Here is an 18,024-nt window from a genome sequence, read left to right as displayed (position 1 = left end):
ACCAGGCGGCGCGCTGCCGGAAAGACTTGAGCCGCAGCCTAGGGAGCCGGGACTTTCAGAATCCTGACGGCACCGGGGGGGGTGGGGGGGAGGGCAGGGGAGAAAAGACGCCGCGCCCCCCTTGCTACACTCCCGGCATGGTTCTCTGGCTGGTGGCGGTCTTCATCGCGCTGAGCGCGACCCTGATTCTCGCGCTGACCCTCGGCCCCCTGCGGACGGCGGCCAACGTGCGGGTGGTCCGGACCCTGGCGCTGGTGCAGTACGCGGCGGCGGCGCTGCTGGTGGGCGCCCGCCTGACGGGGAACGCGTGAGCGCGCCGGAGCAGCTCGACCTGCACTTTCAGGAAGTGCCCGGCGTGATCGCGGCCTACGTCCTCGACACCGGCGACGGCCTGGCGGTCGTGGACGTGGGACCCGCCAGCACCCTGCCTGCGCTGGAGGCGGGGCTGACGGCGCTGGGCGCGTCGCTGTCCGACGTGCGGCACGTGCTGCTGACCCACATTCACCTCGACCACGCGGGGGCCACCGGCACGGTGCTGGACCGCTCGCCCCGGGCGCGGGCGTATGTCCACGAACGCGGGGCGGCCCACCTCTCGCGCCCCGAGCGGCTGATGGCGAGCGCGGGGCAGATCTACGGCGACCAGATGGAGCGTCTCTGGGGCGAGATGCGGCCCACCCATCCGGAGCGGCTGCGGGTCCTGAGCGGCGACGAGACGCTGCGGCTGGGTGGCCTGGAGGTCCGGCCCCTCTACACGCCCGGCCACGCGGTCCATCACCTCGCCTATCACGTGGGGGACGACCTGTTCGTGGGCGACGTGGGCGGCATCCGGCTGGACGCCCGTCAGACACCCCGCGCCCCCACCCCGCCGCCCGACATCGACCTGCCCGCCTGGCGCCGCAGCGTGCAGACCCTGCGCGGGATAGACGCCCGCCGACTGCATCTGGCCCACTTCGGCGGTTACGCGCAGACGCAGGCGCACTGGGACGGCCTGCTCGCCCGCATGGAACAGGATGCCGAGCGGGTACGGGCCGGTCTGGAGGCGGGGGAAGCCCTGGAGGCGGTCACCGGACGTTTCACGGACGAGCTGTGGACCGAGCTGCGTGCCGAGGGCGCCGACCTCCCGGACCGCTACGGCTTCGCCTGCCCCCCCTGGATGAGCGTGCAGGGTCTGGCGCGTTACTGGCAGCGGGCCGCCGTGCGGAGCAGTGCCGCGCGGGATTCCGGCTGATGCGCGTCTTGGTCGTGGGCGGTGGGGGCCGCGAACACGCCGTCGTGGACGCCTGCCAGCGTGCGGGCCACGAGGTGCTGTGTACGCCCGGCAACCCCGGCATCGCCGCGCAGGCCCGGCTGCTGAGCAGCGACCAGGACCCCGCCTCGCTGGCCGACCTCGCCGCGCGCGAGGGGGTGGACGTGGTGATCGTCGGCCCGGAAGGCTACCTGACCGCCGGGCTGGTGGACGCCTGCCAGGCGCGGGGCGTGCCCGCCTTCGGCCCGACCCGCGCCGCCGCCCGCCTGGAAAGCGACAAGGCCTGGAGCAAGGCCTTCATGCGGCGCCACGGCATCCCGACCGCCGACCACCGCAGTTTCTCCACGCTGGGAGAGGCGCTGGCGTACGTGGCCACCCACCCGCTGCCGGTGGTCGTCAAGGACGCGGGCCTGCGCGCCGGAAAGGGCGTGACCATCGCGCACACCCTCGGGGAAGCCCAAGAGGCGCTGCGCGGCATCTTCGGCCAGCCGGACGCCCAGGCGGTGCTGGAGACCTTCATGACCGGTCAGGAGGTCAGCGTGCTGGCCCTGACCGACGGCGAGCGCTACGCCCTGACCCCGCCCAGCCAGGACCACAAGACGATTCACGAGGGCGACACCGGGCCGATGACCGGCGGCATGGGCGTGGTCTGCCCCTTTCCGCTGGAGGAAACCCAGCTGGCGGGCATCTGCGCCCGGATCATCGAGCCTGCGCTGGCTGGGCTGCGGGCCGAGGGTCTGCCCTTTTGCGGGGTGCTGTACGCGGGGCTGATGCTCACGCCGGGGGGGCCGAGCGTCGTGGAGTTCAATGCCCGCTTCGGGGACCCCGAGGCCGAAGCGGTGCTGCCGCTGCTGGTGTCGGACCTCGCGCAGCACGCGCTGGACGCCGCCCGGGGTCAGCTTGACCCGGCCACGGTGCGCTTCCAGGATTCGGCCAGCGCCGTCGTGATTCTGGCCGCGCCCGGCTACCCGGCCGAGCCGCAGCGGGGCATTCCGCTGCGGCTGCCTGCCCCTCTGCCCGGCGCGACGATCTACCACGCGGGCACCGCCGAGCAGGGCGGGCAACTCGTGTCGGCAGGAGGCCGCGTGCTGGCCGTCACGGCGACCGCACCCACCCTGAACGCGGCGCTGGGCCGCGCGCATGCCCTGGCCGACCGGGTGGACTTTCCCGGTGCCCAGCGGCGGCGCGACCTCGGCGCCCGCATCGGCGCGCGGCCCGAGGCGCCGCCGCCCGGCGTTTGACCCCCGCCCCCCCGGCGCGCTAGCATCCGCGTTGCCCTCCTTTCCCGAGGGGGCGCGCAGCAGGCCGGAGTGGCGGAATTGGTAGACGCACTCGACTCAAAATCGAGCGGGAAACCGTGCGGGTTCGAGTCCCGCCTTCGGCACCACTTGTTTTCAGCCCTGTCCTCAGGGTCTTTTCCTGCGGACTGTTCGGCCCAGAGGTTTCTCGCATGATCCTGACGCTCTTTATCGTCCTCTTTGCCCTGGTGTGTGTGGGCCTCGTCTTTTTCGTGCTGCTTCAGGTGCCCAAGCAGGCCGGGCTGTCGGCCAGCATGGCCTCGGGCGGTTCGCTGCTGGGCGGGCGTGGGGTAGAAGGCGGCCTGATTCGCGTCACCAGCGTGCTGGGCGGCCTGTTCATGCTGCTGGCCCTGCTGATCAGCTTCGTCTCGCGCTGAACACCCACCGCCCCGAGCGCCGCCTTGCCACGCAGGGCGGCGTTTTCGTGCATGGACTTGCGGCGGCGTCCCAGCTGTCCCCACCGGGGAGCCGCTGCCAGACGCCTGCCAGCCCTTTCAAACTGACGCATCTGTGAATGGGCTGTGATTGATTATTCGGTTTTCGGCCCAGAGGGTGGTTTGGGTGCTTGACCTTGGGCAAACCTTGTCCCTATAGTGACCGCGCTGGAATCCCTCAATAGCCCTGCCCGAACCGTCTCCTGGCTGCCCTGCCAGGAAGGTCGTCCGTACCCCGATTCAGGAGGCACTCCATGAAGAAAGCCCTGTTTGTTGCGCTCGCTCTGGCGGCCGGTTCTGCCGTCGCTGCGCCCTACGTCCACCCCGCCAACCAGTCGGTGAGCAAGGCCACCGACGCCAAGACTGGCGGCACGCTGCGCCTGACCGTCGCGGGCGACTTCGACACCTTTAACCCCCTCGTGGCTCAGGGCCGTCCCAACATCCCCGAGCTGACCGACGCGGGCGGCCTGTTCACGGTTGACCCCTACACCTACGAGTACGAGGGGTACATGGCGCAGAGCTTCACCCAGTCTCCGGACAAGCGCACCTTTACCTTCACCCTGCGCCCCGAACTGCGCTGGAGTGACGGCCAGGCGATCACCGCCGACGACTTCATCTCGGCGTTCAAGATCTACGCTGCCGACGAGGAGAGCAACCTCTACTCGTACATGAGTGACAACGGCAAGCCGGTGACCTTCCGCAAGCTCGGTGACCGCCAGCTGAGCATCACCTTCCCCCGCGCGACCGTGCAGAACCTGGAGACCATCTCCTACCTCAGCCCCCTTCCCGACCACATCTTCGGCCGGGCGTTCGGCAACGGCGGCGCGGCGGGCGTCAAGGCCGTGCGCGCGCTGTGGGAAATCAACACCGACCCCAGCAAGCTGGTCGTCAGCGGGCCCTTTAAGGTGGCGAGCTACCGCCGCGGCGAGCGCCTGACCCTGACCAAGAACCCCCAGTTCGGCGCGTGGAACAAAGACAGCGCGGGCAAGGCCCTGCCGTATCTCGACGGCCTTCAGTACGCCGTCGTGAAGGACCAGAACGCCCAGCTCGCCACCTTCCTGGCCGGCAACAGCGACCTGCACGCGCCCACCAACCGTGACCAGCTCGCCCAGATCGTGGCGGCCAAGAACGGCGGCAAGCTCAACGTGGAAGTGCTGGCCAACGCGGGTCCTGCTGCCGCCGTGGACTTCCTGTACTTCAACTGGAACAAGAGCAGCTCTCCTTTCAAGCAGACGCTCTTCCGCAACCCCCGCTTCCGCCAGGCGATGAGCCAGCTCGTGAACCGCGAGCAGATCATCGACCAGGTGCTGGGCGGCCTGGGTGTGGCGGCCTACACCAGCGTGTACCCGCTGTACAGCGAGTGGGTCGCGCCGAACGTGGACAAGTACAAGTTCAACCCCGCCGCCGCCGCCAAGACGCTCGACGCGCTGGGCTTTACCCGCCGCGGCGCCGACGGCATCCGCGTGGACTCCAAGGGCAACCGCCTGAGCTTCACGCTGAACACCAACAGCGAGAACACCCGCCGTCAGCAGATCGCCCGCATCTTTGCCGATGAGGCCAAGAAGATCGGCGTGGAAGTCAAGACCAGCTTCGTGCCCTTCAACCAGCTGCTGGAAGTCGTCTACCCCGAGTCCGACGCGGCCAAGCTCAACCGCCAGTTCGACGCGGCGATCACCGGCCTGGGCGGCGGCGGCTTCATCAACCCGGTGGGCGTGGCCTCCGTGTTCGAGTGCGGCGGCGACCTGAACGGCTACAACCAGAGCAGCCGCTGCATCGCGCCCTGGGAGACCCAGCAGCTCAACTTGTTCTACAAGAGCACGGCCGAGTTCGACCAGGCGAAGCGCCGCGCCATCGCCAACCAGATTCAGCGCCTCCAGGTCGAGAACCAGGGCCTGATCTACATCCTCAGCCAGAACTCCCACTACGCCTGGGACAGCAAGGTGCAGGGCGAGTACCCCAAGAAGATCGCCACTCCGCTGTGGGCCAGCAGCTACTTCGGGACGCGCAACATCGCGCTGACCTGGTTGAACCGGTAAGGACCTGCGGGCAGGGCCGCCGTCAGGCTTAAGACCCCCCTTCCTGCCTCCTCTGAGTTCGATGCGCTGCGCGAGACCCTGAACTTCGGGGCCTCGCGCAGCCCTCTGAAAGGAACACTCCTTGCTGACGTTCATGATCCGCCGCTTGCTGCAACTGATTCCCACCTTCCTGATCTCCACGGTGGTGCTGTTCGCCATCGTGCAGGCTGCGCCGGGCGACTTCCTGACCCAGCTGAGCCAGAACCCGCGCATCACCGCCGAGCGGCTCGACCAGCTGCGCTCGATCTACCGGCTCGACCAGCCGGTCATCGTGCAGTACTGGACCTGGCTGACCAACTTCTTGCAGGGCAATCTGGGCGAGTCGTTCGCGGCCAACCAGCCGGTGTGGGAACTCGCGGCCCCCCGGTTGTGGAACAGCCTGATTCTGGTGCTGATCTCCACGGTGCTGGCGTACGGCCTGGGCATCGCCATCGGGGTGTACGGCGCGCTGCGGCCCTACAGCCTGGCCGACCGGCTCATCTCGGTCTTCGCCTACTTCGGGCTGGGCATTCCGTCCTTTTTCTTCGGCCTGCTGGTGATTTTCGGAATGGTCACCCTCAAGCAGAACACCGGCTGGGACGTGCCCATCGTCGGCAAGTCGAGCGGCGCGCTGCAAGACCCCAGCCCGCTGCGTTACGCCTGGGACGTCTTTCTGTACGCGCTGGCCCCCAGCATCGTGCTGGCGCTGCGCTCCATCGCGGGCGAGAGCCGCTTTATCCGCGGCCAGATGCTGGAAGTGATGGGGCAGGACTATATCCGCACGGCGCGGGCCAAGGGGCTGGGCGCCAACAAGATCACCTACAAGCACGCCTTCCGGAACGCTTCTTTGCCGCTGGTGGCGAGCCTGGGTGGCTTGCTGCCCGCCCTGATCGGCGGCGCGGGCTTTATCGAGGTCGTGTTCGCGTGGCCGGGCGTGACCCCGCTGCTGCTCGACTCGCTCGCCACGCAAGACCTGTACGTGGTGATCAGCATCACGGCGCTGTCGACGGTGCTGTATATCGTCGGCAACATGGTGTCCGACATTCTCCTGGCGGCCGTCGATCCGCGCATCCGGTTTAGCTGAGGCCCTGTCATGACGACCGCAATGAACCCCACTCCCGCCGCCGCCGCCGTGCAGTCCCAGTCGCTCTACCAGATCGCCTGGCGGCAGTTTCGCAAGCACCCCCTGGCCCGCTGGGGCATGTTCATTCTGGGGCTGCTGTACCTCTCGGCGCTGCTGGCGCCTTTCCTCTCGCCCTACACCGCCACCGAGTACCGCAGCGACGAGGGCCGCATCTCCTGGGCGCCGCCCACCCGGGTCCACTTCCGGACGCCGGAAGGCCAGATTACCCGGCCTTTCGTGTACGGCGTGACCCGCGAGGTCGATCTGGAGACGTTCCGCGACCGGTACGTGGAAGACCCCAACACGCGCTACCCGGTGCGCTTTTTCGTGCAGCGTCCCGAACAGCCCTACCGTCTTCTGGGGCTGATTCCCAGCAATGTGCGGCTGTTCGGGGTGGACGAACCCGGGCGCATCTTCCTGTGGGGCACCGACAACCTGGGCCGCGACCAGTTCAGCCGGGTGCTGTACGGGGGGCAGTTCAGCCTCAGCATCGGCTTGATCGCCACCGTCATCTCGGTAATCCTGGGCCTGATTCTGGGCGGTATGGCGGGGTACTTCCGCGGCTGGGTGGACACCCTGATCATGCGTCTGGTCGAGGTGCTGGTCGCGGTCCCGGAACTGTTCTTGCTGATCACGCTGCGCGCCCTGTTTCCGCAGGACATCAGCCCGCTGGTCGTGATGTACTTCATCATCGCCATCCTGGCGGTCGTAGGCTGGGGCGGGATCGCCCGCACGGTCCGCAGTCAGCTGCTGAGCACCCGCGAACTCGACTACGTGCAGGCGGCGCAGGCGCTGGGCGCCAACGACAGCCGCATCATCGCCCGGCACATGCTGCCCAACAGCCTGAGCTACATCATCGTGGCGGTGTCGCTGATCATTCCGGGGTACATCCTGCTGGAAAGCGGCCTGTCGTTTCTGGGCATCGGGCTGGTCGAGCCGTTCTCCTCGTGGGGCACGCTGCTGCGGGTGGCGCAAGACGGCGGCTTCGAGAGCTTCACCGGCCGCCCCTGGGTGCTGATTCCGGGCATCTTCATCTTCCTGGCGGTGATCGCGTGGCAGTTCGTCGGTGACGGCCTGCGCGACGCCTTCGATCCCCGCAAGCGGCAGTAAGCGGCTTGCTCCGCGCCGTCCCTGCCGGGCATACCGTAGGGCGGCGCGGACTGTATGATGACTGACGTGTTCCGCAATAAGTCGCAGATGGAGGAAAGATGACCCATCAGGGTGAAGTTCTGCTGGCCGTGAACGGCCTGAAGACGTATTTCAACACCGACGACGGTGTGGTGAAAAGCGTGGACGGGGTGACCTTTCACCTCAACAAGGGTGAGACGCTGGCGGTGGTGGGCGAGTCCGGCTCGGGCAAGAGCGTGACCAGCCTCTCGATCATGCGCCTGATCCCGATGCCGCCGGGCAAGATCGAAGGCGGCGAGATTCTCTTTACCGGCAAGGACGGCGTTCAGAAGAATCTGGTGGACCTGCCCGAAGCGGCCATGCGCAAGATTCGCGGCAACGACATCTCCATGATCTTTCAGGAGCCGATGACCAGCCTCAACCCGGTGTACACGGTGGGCGACCAGATCGCCGAGGCCGTCATGCTGCACCAGGGCAAGAACAAGCGCGAGGCGATGGGCGTGGCGACCGACATGCTGCGCTTCGTGGGCATTCCCGCGCCTGAAAAGCGCGTCAACGAGTACCCGCACCAGATGTCCGGCGGCATGCGCCAGCGCGTGATGATCGCCATGGCCCTCTCGTGCAACCCGGCCCTGCTGATCGCCGACGAGCCGACCACCGCGCTCGACGTGACCATCCAGGCGCAGATTCTGGACCTGATGCGCAAATTGCAGCGCGACATCGGCATGAGCATCCTCTTTATCACCCACAACCTCGGCGTGGTGGCCGAGATGGCCGACCGCGTGGTCGTGATGTACGGCGGGCGCGTGGTCGAGGAAGGCGACGTGGTGGAAATCTTCAAGGCCCCGCGCCACCCCTACACCATGGGACTGCTCAACTCGATTCCCCGCACCGGAGACGCCGCTCGCCTGCCCGGTGAACCCAAGGCGCGCCTGGAAGCCATTCCCGGCAACGTGCCCAACCCGCTGAACCTGCCGCCCGGCTGCCCCTTCGAGCCGCGCTGCAAGTTCGCGGTCGAGGCCTGCCGTGAGGCCGTGCCGCCGCTGTTCGACACGGGCGGCGGCCATATGGCCCGCTGCATTCGCTGGCAGGAATTCGAGCAGGCGCAGCAGGAGGTGACCGCATGACGGGCAGCACGACGGTGGTCAGCGCCGTTCCCCAGGTGACCCAGGGGAGACGCGAGGGACCGCCCACCGGGGAGACCCTGCTGGAAGTCAACAATCTGGAAAAGTTCTTCCCGATCCGGGGCGGGCTGCTCTCGCGGGTGGTCGGCAACGTCAAGGCCGTCAACGACGTGTCCTTTAAGCTGGGGCGCGGCGAGGTGGTCGGGCTGGTGGGCGAGTCGGGGTCGGGCAAGACCACGGCGGGGCGCGCGATTCTGCGCCTGATCGAGCCGACCGGCGGGCAGGTGCTGTTCAACGGAACCGACATCACCCGGCTTGCCAAGGGCCAGATGCGCGACTACCGCCGGGAGATGCAGATCATCTTCCAGGACCCCTTTGCCAGCCTCAACCCGCGCATGACGGTCAGTGACATCATCGGGGAGGCGATGCAGATTCACAACCTGCACCCCGGCAAGGGGCGCGTGGACCGCATCGCGGAACTGCTTCAGAAAGTCGGCCTGCGCCCCGAGCACATGCGCCGCTACCCCCACGAGTTTTCCGGCGGCCAGCGCCAGCGCATCGGGATCGCGCGCGCGCTCGCGGTGGACCCCTCCTTTATCGTGGCGGACGAGCCGGTCTCGGCGCTCGACGTGTCCATTCAGGCGCAGGTTGTGAATCTGCTGCAAGACCTCCAGGAAGAGCTGGGCCTGACGGTGCTGTTCATCGCCCACGACCTCGCGGTGGTCGAGTACATCTGCGACCGCATCATCGTGATGTACCTGGGCCGCGTGATGGAGATCGCCACCAGCCGCGAGCTGAACAACAACCCCAAGCACCCCTACACCGAAGCGCTGCTCTCGGCGGCGCCGGTGCCGGACCCCACCATCAAGCGCCAGCGCATCATCCTGGAAGGCGACATTCCCAGCCCGATCAACCCGCCCTCGGGCTGCGTGTTCCGGACGAGATGCCGCTACGCGATCGACGACTGCGCCAAGATCGTGCCGGAGCTGCGCGAGGTCGCGCCGGGGCACTTCAAGGCCTGCATCCGCGACGACATCCTCTGAACGCCCCCTCCTGAGCGTCCCAGCAAGACTCCAGCCCTCGCCGCGTGCGGGGGCTGTTCGCTGGGCGGCGCCTGCGGCGAGCGGCCGCTTCTCATCTGGCGTCAGCAGGCGGCGGGCAAGCTGGTCTCATGAACAGAATCCTGACCCTGGCGCTGGTGGCGGCCCTCGGCTCGGCCTCCGCCGCCGACCTGCGCATCTACCCCTCGTTCTCCGAGGTGCGCGAGCCGGTGCGCGCGACCGGCAACACCCTCAGCGTCACGCTGCCGGAAGCGGCCTGGGCCGGGCTGATTCCCGGCACGCTCGACCTGGAAGGCCTGGCTTTCTCCAGCGCGGTGCAGCGCCAGGAGGCCAACTGGCTGGCCTCGCTGGAGGGCAAGACGGTCTTTCTGAAGCGGGGCGAGGAAGCCGCGCAGCCGGTCACCCTGATTCGCGCCCGCGACCTGCTGGTCCGCGACGCCCAGGGACGCTACCTGACGGCCCGCTACGAGGACCTGAGCTTCGACGTGCCGCCGCCCGTGAATCCGCTCTCGCCCGTGCAGACGCTGACCTTTACGCTGCCGCAGCCGGGGGCCGCCACCCTCTCCTACCTCACCCGCGCCGTGACCTGGGCGCCGCGCTACACCCTGAAGGCGGGCACGGGGGGCGCGCAGCTTTCGGCCCTGGCCGACATCCGCAACGGGACCGACCTGGCGTATGACGTGAAGAATACGGAGCTGTACGCCGGGGACGTGGAGGTGCAGGGGGGTCCGCCGCCCGCACCGGCAGCTCTGGAGGGGCGTGTCACCTCGACCGCTGCCGCCGATTTCGCCGCCCCCAAGATCAACCCCCAGGGGGAGCTGCGCGGCCTCTACCGCTACGCCCTCTCCACGCCCTTCACCCTGCCCGCGAGCAGCGTGGTGACGTTGCCCTTCCTGGCGCCCAAGCTGACCCAGTTCGAGCGTTACGCGGGCCTGAACACCTATTTCACGCCGCAGAACACCTCCGGCACGCTGAGCCGCTTCTACCGCCTCAAGGCCGACGAACGCCTGCCCGGCGGCGCGATCACCGTGCGCGAGGAAGGGCGCATCGTGGGACAGACGACCATTTCCGAAACCGCGAAGGGCGTGGAGATCGAGTTCAGCCTGGGCAGCGACCCGGACGTGCGTTACACCCGCGCCGTGCAGACCGTGAGCAGCGAGCGCAATGCCCAGGGCAACGTGGTCAAGACGACCTACCGCGTGACCTACGCCTTCGAGAGCAGCAAGGACCGCGCCGTGCGCGCCGAGGTGACCGAGATCGTGGGAGGCCGCCGCGTCATCATCGACGCCGCGCCTGCCCGGCAGAATCAGGCCCAGGCCGAGCTGCGGGTGGACGTGCCTGCGGGCGGCAAGGCGACGAGGAGCTTCACGGTGGTGGTGGACAACAGCAACAGCTGAGCCTGGTGCCCGGTCGGCAAGCGCCTCAGCCTCCCGGCTGGGGCCTTTTTTGTCGAGGGCTGGCCACGCTGCTACACGATGCCTTCCAGATAGGCCCGCGTGTCCGCCTTGACCGGCATGAAATAGACGTGCTGGCCGCGCCCCCGGGCAAAGGCGAGGGCCTGGGCCGCGAAGGCGCGGTTCCACTCCAGCGTCGGCGCAAAGGCGCGGGGAAAGACGGCGTGGTTGCGCGCCCGCCAGTAGTTCAGGGTCGCGTCGGTCGTGACGGTGGTCGCGCCCCACCACACCTCCACTCCCGCCGGGACGAGGTCGGCGTAAGCGTCCATCAGCCGCAGGTCGAAGAAGGGTTGGGTGAAAAAGCCGCAGGCCCCCGCGTCCAGCTTGCGCTCCAGGTAGTCGCGCTCGCGGGCGAAGCTCTGGCGGTAGGGATCGAGGCCCGCATACACGCGGATGTGGGGTAACTCCTGCCGGAAACGGCGGATGGCCCGCACCGCGTCCACGTCGTACACCTTCGCGCTCATGTCGGCGGGCGCGTCGCCGGTGATGATCAGCACCTCGTCGATGCCCGAAGCCGCCAGCGTCTCGGCCATGGGAAGCGGCGCCTGCGGGTTCAGGTCCACCGCCCGGATGTGCGGAATCGCCCGGTAGCGCGGGCGGGCAAAGGCGCAGCCCTGCCACGACCGGGTGGAAAAGCGCGACAGGTCGGGCACATTGACCGTGTCCACGCCGGGGAGGTGCTGCGCCACGACCTCCAGCTCCGCGCGCAGGCCGCTTCTGGAGCGGGGGACCAGCTCAATGGAGACGCGGGTCACGGGCCGACCCCGGCGGCGGGTGGTGGGGTGTGGGCGGCGGGATGTGCAGGGAGCGCTGGGACTTTCGCCGGGTCATACGCCAGGATCGGCCCCAGCCAGCGCTCGGCCTCTTCCAGCGTCCAGCCTTTCCGCCCCGCGTAGTCCTCCACCTGATCGCGCCCGATGCGGCCCACAGCGAAGTAGCGGGCCTCGGGGTGGGCGAAGTACAGGCCGGAGACGGCGGCGGCGGGCGTCATCGCGCAGGACTCGGTGAGCGAGAGGCCGATCTCCTCAGCGTTCAGCAGCCCGAAAATGGTCCGCTTCTCGGTGTGGTCGGGCTGGGCGGGGTAACCGGGCGCGGGGCGGATGCCGTCGTAACGCTCGCGGATCAGGTCGTCGTTGCTCAGCGTTTCTCCGGGTGCGTAGCCCCAGTAACGGGTCCGCACGTCGCGGTGCAGCTTCTCGGCAAAGGCTTCGGCCAGTCGGTCGGCCACCGCTTTGGTCAGGATCGCGTTGTAATCGTCGTGCTCGGCTTCAAAAGCGCGGGCGAGTTCTTCGGCCCCGTGGATGGCGACCGCGAAGGCGCCGATGTGGTCGCCCCGCAGGCTCACCAAGTCGGCCAGTGCGGTATTCGGCGTCGTCTGATCGCGCTGCTGGCGCAGGGTGTGGAGGCGGGTGACGGGGGGCATGGGAGCGCGACCCGCCGCCAGCTCGTGCGTCTGGTGGTCGAGGGTGTCCTCTTTGACCGCCTCCACCGCCCCCGTCTCCACCACGATGTCGTCCCCCTCACGGTGGGCGGGCCAGAGGCCGATCACGCCGCGCGCCGTCAGCAAGCCCTCGTCCACCACACGCCTCAGGAGCGCCTGTGCGTCGTCAAAGAGCTTCCGTGCCTCCGCGCCGCGCAGGGGGTCGGTGAGGATGTTGGGGTAGATGCCCTTCATCTCCCACGCGATGAAAAAGGGCGTCCAGTCGATGTAGTCGAGGAGTTCGGCGATGGGCTGCTCGATGACCGTCCGGCCCAGGACGTGCGGTGCGAGGACGGCGGCGGGGGAGAGGCGTGGGGCACGCTCGCGGGCCTCGCTGATCGGGATCAGCCGCACCTGCCGCTCCCCGTGCCGTTCGCGCAATGCCTCGTACTCGGCGCGGGTGCGCTCCTGCACAGCTTCAGCATCGGAGAGGAGGTCTCCGACCACCCCGACTGCACGGCTGGCGTCGAGCACGTGGACGACCGTGCCGTCGTAGGCTGGGTCGATCTTGACCGCCGTGTGGGCGCGGCTGGTCGTGGCGCCGCCGATCAGAAGCGGTGTCTTCACGCCCCGCCGCGTCATCTCGCGTGCCACGTTCACCATCTCGTCGAGGCTGGGGGTGATCAGGCCGGAGAGGCCAATCACGTCCGCCTCCAACCGCTTCGCCTCGTCCAGAATCTTCTCGGTGCTGACCATCACGCCGAGGTCGGTCACCTGATACCCGTTGCAGGCGAGCACCACCCCCACGATGTTCTTGCCGATGTCGTGAACGTCGCCCTTCACGGTGGCGAGGAGGACCTTCCCCTTCCCGCTGCTGCCGGTCTGTTCGGCCTCCAGGTAGGGAGTCAGGTGGGCGACGGCGCGCTTCATCACGCGGGCGGACTTGACCACCTGCGGCAGGAACATCTTCCCGGCGCCGAAGAGGTCGCCCACCACGTTCATGCCGTCCATCAGCGGCCCCTCGATCACGGCCAGGGGGGAGCCGAGCAGGCGGTAAGCCTCCTCCGCGTCCTCCGTCACATGGTCGGTGATGCCCTGCACGAGGGCGTGTTTCAGCCGCTCGGCGACCGGAAGTTCGCGCCAGGCACTCTGAGCCGTCGCCTCGCGCTTCACGGCCTTGTAGCTTTCGGCAAGCTGAATCAGGCGTTCGGTCGCGTCCGGCCTCCGCGCCAGAATCACGTCCTCCACCGCCTCGCGCAGCTCCGGCTCGATGTCGTCGTACACGGCGAGCATCCCCGCGTTGACGATGCCCATGTCGAGGCCCGCTTTGATCGCGTGGTACAGGAAGACAGCGTGCATCGCCTCGCGGACGTGGTTGTTGCCTCGGAAGGAGAAGGACACGTTGGAAATGCCGCCCGACACCAGCGCGCCCGGCAGGTTCGCCTTGATCCAGCGCGTCGCCTCGATGAAGTCCAGCGCGTAACGGTCGTGCTCCTCCAGCCCCGTCGCCACCGTCAGCACGTTGGGGTCGAAGATGATGTCCTGCGGGGGGAACCCGGCCTCCTCGGTGAGCAGTCGGTACGCGCGGGAGGTGATGACGATGCGCCGTTCCAGGTTGTCCGCCTGCCCCTCCTCGTCGAAGGCCATGACGACGGCGGCGGCCCCGTAACGGCGCAGCAGCCGCGCCCGCTCCAGGAATTTCGCCTCCCCGTCTTTGAGCGAGATCGAGTTCACGACTGCCTTGCCCTGCACCCGCTTGAGGCCCGCTTCGAGAATCTCCCACTTGGAGGAATCGAGCATCAGCGGCACGCGGGAAATGTCCGGCTCGCCCGCGAGGAGGTTGACGAACTTCACCATCGCCGCCTCGCCGTCCAGCATTCCCTCGTCGAAGTTCACGTCCACGAGCTGCGCGCCGTTCTGGACTTGTTGCCGCGCGATCTTGAGGCCCGCGTCGTAGTCGCCCGCCAGAATGGCCTTGCTAAACTTGGGGCTGCCCGTCACGTTCGTCCGCTCGCCCACGTTCACGAAGTTCGTTTCGGGCGTGACGGTGAAGGCTTCCAGGCCACTTAGGCGGAGGTAGGGCGGGAGCTTGGGGGCGGTACGCGGAGGCAGACCGGCCACAGCGTTCACGATGGCGCGGATGTGTTCCGGCGTCGTCCCACAGCAGCCGCCCACGATGTTGACCAGGCCCTCCTCGGCGAAGGAGTGCAGCACGGAGGCCGTGTGCCCCGGCGTCTCGTCGTACTCCCCGAAGGCGTTGGGCAGGCCCGCGTTGGGGTGAACGGAGACGAGTGCCTCGGTATTGGCCGCAATGGCCCGTAGGTGAGGCCGCAGCAGGTCCGCCCCCAGGGCGCAGTTCAGCCCCAGGCTGAAAAGGTTCGCGTGCTCGGTGCTGACGGCGAAGGCTTCCGGCGTCTGCCCGCTCAACGTGCGCCCGGAAGCGTCCGTGATCGTTCCCGACAGCATGATGGGGAAGGTTTTCCCGGCGCGGGCGAACACCTCCTCGCAGGCGAAAAGGGCCGCCTTCGCATTGAGGGTGTCGAAGACGGTCTCGATCAGGAGGAGATCGGCGCCGCCCGCCAGCAGCCCCTCCACCTGCTCGGTGTACGCGGCGACCAGATCGTCGAAGGTGATGTTGCGGAACTCGGGCCGCTCCACGTCGGGGGAGAGGGTGGCCGTGCGGTTCGTGGGACCGACCGACCCGGCGACCCAGCGGGGGCGACCGTCGCGGGCCGTGAACTCGTCGGCGACCTCGCGGGCTAAGCGGGCACCCGCCTCGTTCATCGCTCGCACGAGATGTTCGGTCCCGTAGTCGGCCTGTGAAATCGCCGTCGAGTTGAAGGTGTTCGTGCTGGCGATGTCCGCCCCGGCCTCGAAGTAGGCGCGGTGAACGTCTTTGATCACGTCGGGCCGAGTCAATTGCAGCAGGTCGAAGTTGCCCCGGTACATCCGCAACGGGTCGGCGCCGTCCGGGCGGAAGTCCCCTTCCGTCAACCCCGCCCGCTGGAGCATGGTGCCCCAGGCGCCGTCGAGCACCAAGATCCGTTCCCGCGCGTGCGCGCGAATGTCGCGTGTGTCTGCCGCCATCAAATCACCCCAGTTAAAAACGGGCCGCCCTCACCCTCTTCAACAGCCCGTGAAACCTCGAATGCGCCTTTTGCGCCGCCTCTGGGCCATCGCCTCCCGCCGCGCCATCGTTGGCCGCGTGTGGCAGGAGCTTTCCCGTAGAGCACCGCTGCCGTGATGGGGGCCGGTTGCCGCGCCGTCCGTGGGCGGGAAAAGCCCTCGGGCGCTCTGGATGGCCGTGCCAGGGGGCACGACTGCCCGAGGATAGCGCGGGGACTCCGGGGCGAACTGGAGTGGAATGGACAGGTCCGGCTCAGTCCAGCGCCGCGCACTCCCGCAGCTTCCACCGCTGCACCTTGCCGCTGGGGGTGCGCGGCAGTTCGGGCAAGCGGATGAAGGCCAGCGGGCGCAGGCGGCGGGGCAGGGACTCGCGCAGGGCGGCGTGCCACTCGGGGTCGGCAGGGGCGTCCGTCTCCGGCACCACGAAGGCGTGCAGGGCCTGGCCGTATTGGGCGGAGGGCACGCCGTAGACCGCACATTCGCGCACACTGGGCAGCGCGGCGATCTGGGCTTCCACCTCCGCCGGGAAAATATTCTCGCCGCCGATCAGCAGGAGGTCGTCCGCCCGACCCGTGACGAAAAGGCGGCCCGCGTGATCCCGTCTCCCCAGGTCGCCCGTGGCCCGGTCGCGCCCCACCACGACTTCGCCCCGGTTTCCCTCCAGCCGGACCCGCACACCGGGGAGGGGGCGGCCCACCGTGCCTGGTGCCGCGTTCAGGTCAGTAGGTGTGGCGAGCGAGATCAGGCCCGCCTCGGTCGAGCCGTAGAGGTTGAACAGCACGTCGCCCAGCCGCTCCCGCGCCCGCACCGCCAACGCCGGGTCCAGCGGGGCCGAGCCGCACACGACGGTGCGGAGGGCGGGGGCCGTCCCGTCCGCTTCCGCCAGGAGGCGGTGCAGCACGGTGGGGACCAGCACCAGCACCTCGATTCGCTCGCGCTCCAGCGTGGCCCACAGCTCGCGGGCACTCCGGCCCGCCGCTAGGTGGACGGGTGCCCCCATCCCCAGCCCCAGCGCGAGGGCTGCCAGCCCATGCCCATGAAAGAGGGGAAGCGGCAGCAGGGTGGGCGCTCCTGCCCGCAGATCCAGCGCTTCCAGCAGCGCCCCCGCGCTCGCCAGTGCCGCCCCCGGCGACCACGAGCGCCGCACGACCCGCGCCTCGCCCGTCGTGCCGGAGGTCAGCAGGACCGGGCGACCCGCGTGGGGTGGGGGCCTTTTGCGAGGAAGCGGTGCTTCTTGCAGATCGGTGAGGGTCCACACCGGCACCCCGCCGCCCCAGTCCTCCCCGAGCGGAGTGTCCACCAGCAGCGCCCGGACATTCTGTGCCCGCACCAACGCGCCCAACGCCGCCTCCGACTGCGCCGGGTTCAGCAGGACCACCCGCAGTCCCAGCCGCAGCGCTCCCAGCAGGGCGGCCACTGCGTCCGCACTCTGCCCGGCCCGCAGCCCGACCGTCTGACCGGGGCGGAGGTGGGGAGCTAAGGCTGCCGTCACCCGGTCGGCCCGCTTGCGCAATTCCCCGAAGGTCACGGGGCCGCGCCCGTCCACCAGCGCCACCCGACCCGGCTCCCGGCCCGCCCACCACGCGGCCAGCGCGTACAGGCCCGGTCCCTCGCGGGTGAGGGTGCTCAGCAAACTCGCCAGGGCGGACGCGGGTGCGGGGGCAAGAACTCCGCTGCGCCGCACCGCCCGCCAGACGGCCCTCACCGCCGACTCCAGCGCCGCTCGGCGTCCTCCAGCCGGGCCAATCCCCGACCCAGCAGCCCCGGCGCGAGGAGGCCCGCGACCTCCACTGGGCGCAGCCACCAGGGGGCCACCCGGACGACCGGGCGCACCAGCGGCAGCAGTGCGGCGTGGGCGGCCTCGTCCGCGCTGAGGGCGGGCAGGAAGCGGTAGGCGCGGGTGGGGGCGATCATGGGCGTCCGCACGAGGGGCAGGTACACGCTGGCGACCCGCACGCCCTGCCCCCGCACCTCTGCCCCGAGGGCGTGCAGCCACAGGTCGAAGCCCGCCTTGCTGCCCTGATACGCCCCCCAGCGCGGCGCCCCCACCTGCCGCGCCGAGACGCTGGAGACGTTCACGATCACGCCGCCCCGCTCCAGCATTCCCGGCAGCAGCGCGAGCAGCAGCGCCGCCGGGCCGCTGAGATTGACCGCCAGCAGCCGCCCAAGGTCGTTCCGCGCGGCCCCCTCCAGCGCCAGGCGCCGCACCGACTTCCCCGCGTTGCTGACCACCGCCCAGAGGTCCGGGAACTCGGCCCCGATGCGCGCGGCGACAGCTTTCACGTCCCCGGGGTCGGCCAGATCGGCGGGGTAGACGTGCGCCCGGCCTCCTCCGGCGCGGATGCCCGCCGCGACCTCCTCCAGCCGCCCGGCCCGCCGCGCGAGCAGCAGCACTTCGGCCCCCGCTGCCCCCAGTTGCCGCGCCGCCGCCTCCCCGATGCCCGACGACGCCCCCGTCACCAGGACCGGGCGGCCCGCGACCGCCGCCCGCAGCACCCCCGGATCACGGCAGGCGGGTGGGGAGAGCAGCAGGCGGGCCAGGGACATGGACTGATG

The 18,024-nt window shown here is 69.2% G+C and carries 14 protein-coding genes and 1 tRNA gene; 11 read left to right on the top strand and 4 right to left on the bottom strand.

What is annotated here, in order from left to right:
* Window positions 1–137 precede the first annotated feature (137 nt).
* The 11 genes from HNQ09_RS03070 to HNQ09_RS03020 all read left to right on the top strand — a co-directional run bounded on the left by HNQ09_RS03070 (window position 138) and on the right by HNQ09_RS03020 (window position 10,865).
* Window positions 138–311: a hypothetical protein gene (locus HNQ09_RS03070; protein ID WP_184025364.1), complete on the top strand. Its 174-nt coding sequence runs from the start codon at window positions 138–140 to the stop codon at window positions 309–311.
* Window positions 308–1,228 (top strand): MBL fold metallo-hydrolase, encoded by a 921-nt coding sequence (locus HNQ09_RS03065; protein ID WP_184025362.1) that lies wholly within the window; start codon window positions 308–310, stop codon window positions 1,226–1,228. Before HNQ09_RS03070 ends, HNQ09_RS03065 begins: the two co-directional genes overlap by 4 nt.
* Window positions 1,228–2,487: a phosphoribosylamine--glycine ligase gene (purD, locus tag HNQ09_RS03060; RefSeq protein ID WP_184025359.1), complete on the top strand. Its 1,260-nt coding sequence runs from the start codon at window positions 1,228–1,230 to the stop codon at window positions 2,485–2,487. The genes HNQ09_RS03065 and purD overlap by 1 nt, the downstream gene beginning before the upstream one ends.
* A gap of 63 nt (window positions 2,488–2,550) precedes the next feature.
* A tRNA-Leu gene (locus HNQ09_RS03055) sits at window positions 2,551–2,633 on the top strand.
* A 63-nt stretch (window positions 2,634–2,696) separates the two neighbouring features.
* Complete coding sequence (gene secG / locus HNQ09_RS03050; RefSeq protein ID WP_184025357.1) at window positions 2,697–2,921, top strand: preprotein translocase subunit SecG; 225 nt, start codon at window positions 2,697–2,699, stop codon at window positions 2,919–2,921.
* A gap of 311 nt (window positions 2,922–3,232) precedes the next feature.
* Entirely contained in the window at window positions 3,233–5,014 is a 1,782-nt protein-coding gene (locus tag HNQ09_RS03045; protein ID WP_184025354.1) for an ABC transporter substrate-binding protein, read from the top strand.
* A gap of 133 nt (window positions 5,015–5,147) precedes the next feature.
* Entirely contained in the window at window positions 5,148–6,116 is a 969-nt protein-coding gene (locus tag HNQ09_RS03040; RefSeq protein ID WP_246363107.1) for an ABC transporter permease, read from the top strand.
* 9 nt (window positions 6,117–6,125) lie between these two features.
* Window positions 6,126–7,265 (top strand): ABC transporter permease, encoded by a 1,140-nt coding sequence (locus HNQ09_RS03035; RefSeq protein WP_184025348.1) that lies wholly within the window; start codon window positions 6,126–6,128, stop codon window positions 7,263–7,265.
* A 98-nt stretch (window positions 7,266–7,363) separates the two neighbouring features.
* Window positions 7,364–8,410: an ABC transporter ATP-binding protein gene (locus HNQ09_RS03030; protein WP_184025345.1), complete on the top strand. Its 1,047-nt coding sequence runs from the start codon at window positions 7,364–7,366 to the stop codon at window positions 8,408–8,410.
* Entirely contained in the window at window positions 8,407–9,450 is a 1,044-nt protein-coding gene (locus HNQ09_RS03025) for an ABC transporter ATP-binding protein (RefSeq protein WP_246363106.1), read from the top strand. Before HNQ09_RS03030 ends, HNQ09_RS03025 begins: the two co-directional genes overlap by 4 nt.
* A 128-nt stretch (window positions 9,451–9,578) precedes the next feature.
* Window positions 9,579–10,865 (top strand): DUF4139 domain-containing protein, encoded by a 1,287-nt coding sequence (locus HNQ09_RS03020; RefSeq protein ID WP_184025342.1) that lies wholly within the window; start codon window positions 9,579–9,581, stop codon window positions 10,863–10,865.
* Between the two features lie 71 nt (window positions 10,866–10,936).
* Here the strand turns inward: HNQ09_RS03020 and HNQ09_RS03015 are convergent, their stop codons facing one another.
* The 4 genes from HNQ09_RS03015 to HNQ09_RS03000 all read right to left on the bottom strand — a co-directional run bounded on the left by HNQ09_RS03015 (window position 10,937) and on the right by HNQ09_RS03000 (window position 18,015).
* The gene (locus HNQ09_RS03015; RefSeq protein ID WP_184025339.1) at window positions 10,937–11,677 is read right to left on the bottom strand and encodes a methylenetetrahydrofolate reductase; all 741 of its coding nucleotides are present in this window, start codon (window positions 11,675–11,677) and stop codon (window positions 10,937–10,939) included.
* Complete coding sequence (gene metH / locus HNQ09_RS03010) at window positions 11,674–15,429, bottom strand: methionine synthase (protein ID WP_184025336.1); 3,756 nt, start codon at window positions 15,427–15,429, stop codon at window positions 11,674–11,676. Before metH ends, HNQ09_RS03015 begins: the two co-directional genes overlap by 4 nt.
* A gap of 292 nt (window positions 15,430–15,721) precedes the next feature.
* The gene (locus tag HNQ09_RS03005; RefSeq protein WP_184025333.1) at window positions 15,722–17,173 is read right to left on the bottom strand and encodes an AMP-binding protein; all 1,452 of its coding nucleotides are present in this window, start codon (window positions 17,171–17,173) and stop codon (window positions 15,722–15,724) included.
* On the bottom strand, window positions 17,170–18,015 hold the full coding sequence (locus tag HNQ09_RS03000) for an SDR family NAD(P)-dependent oxidoreductase (RefSeq protein WP_184025330.1): 846 nt from the start codon (window positions 18,013–18,015) through the stop codon (window positions 17,170–17,172). The genes HNQ09_RS03005 and HNQ09_RS03000 overlap by 4 nt, the downstream gene beginning before the upstream one ends.
* Between the last annotated feature and the right edge of the window lie 9 nt (window positions 18,016–18,024).

The sequence above is a fragment of the Deinococcus budaensis genome (assembly GCF_014201885.1).
GTDB lineage: Bacteria > Deinococcota > Deinococci > Deinococcales > Deinococcaceae > Deinococcus > Deinococcus budaensis.
The sequence above is the reverse complement of the archived record's forward strand: the minus strand, read 5'-3'. Positions and strand labels throughout refer to the sequence as shown.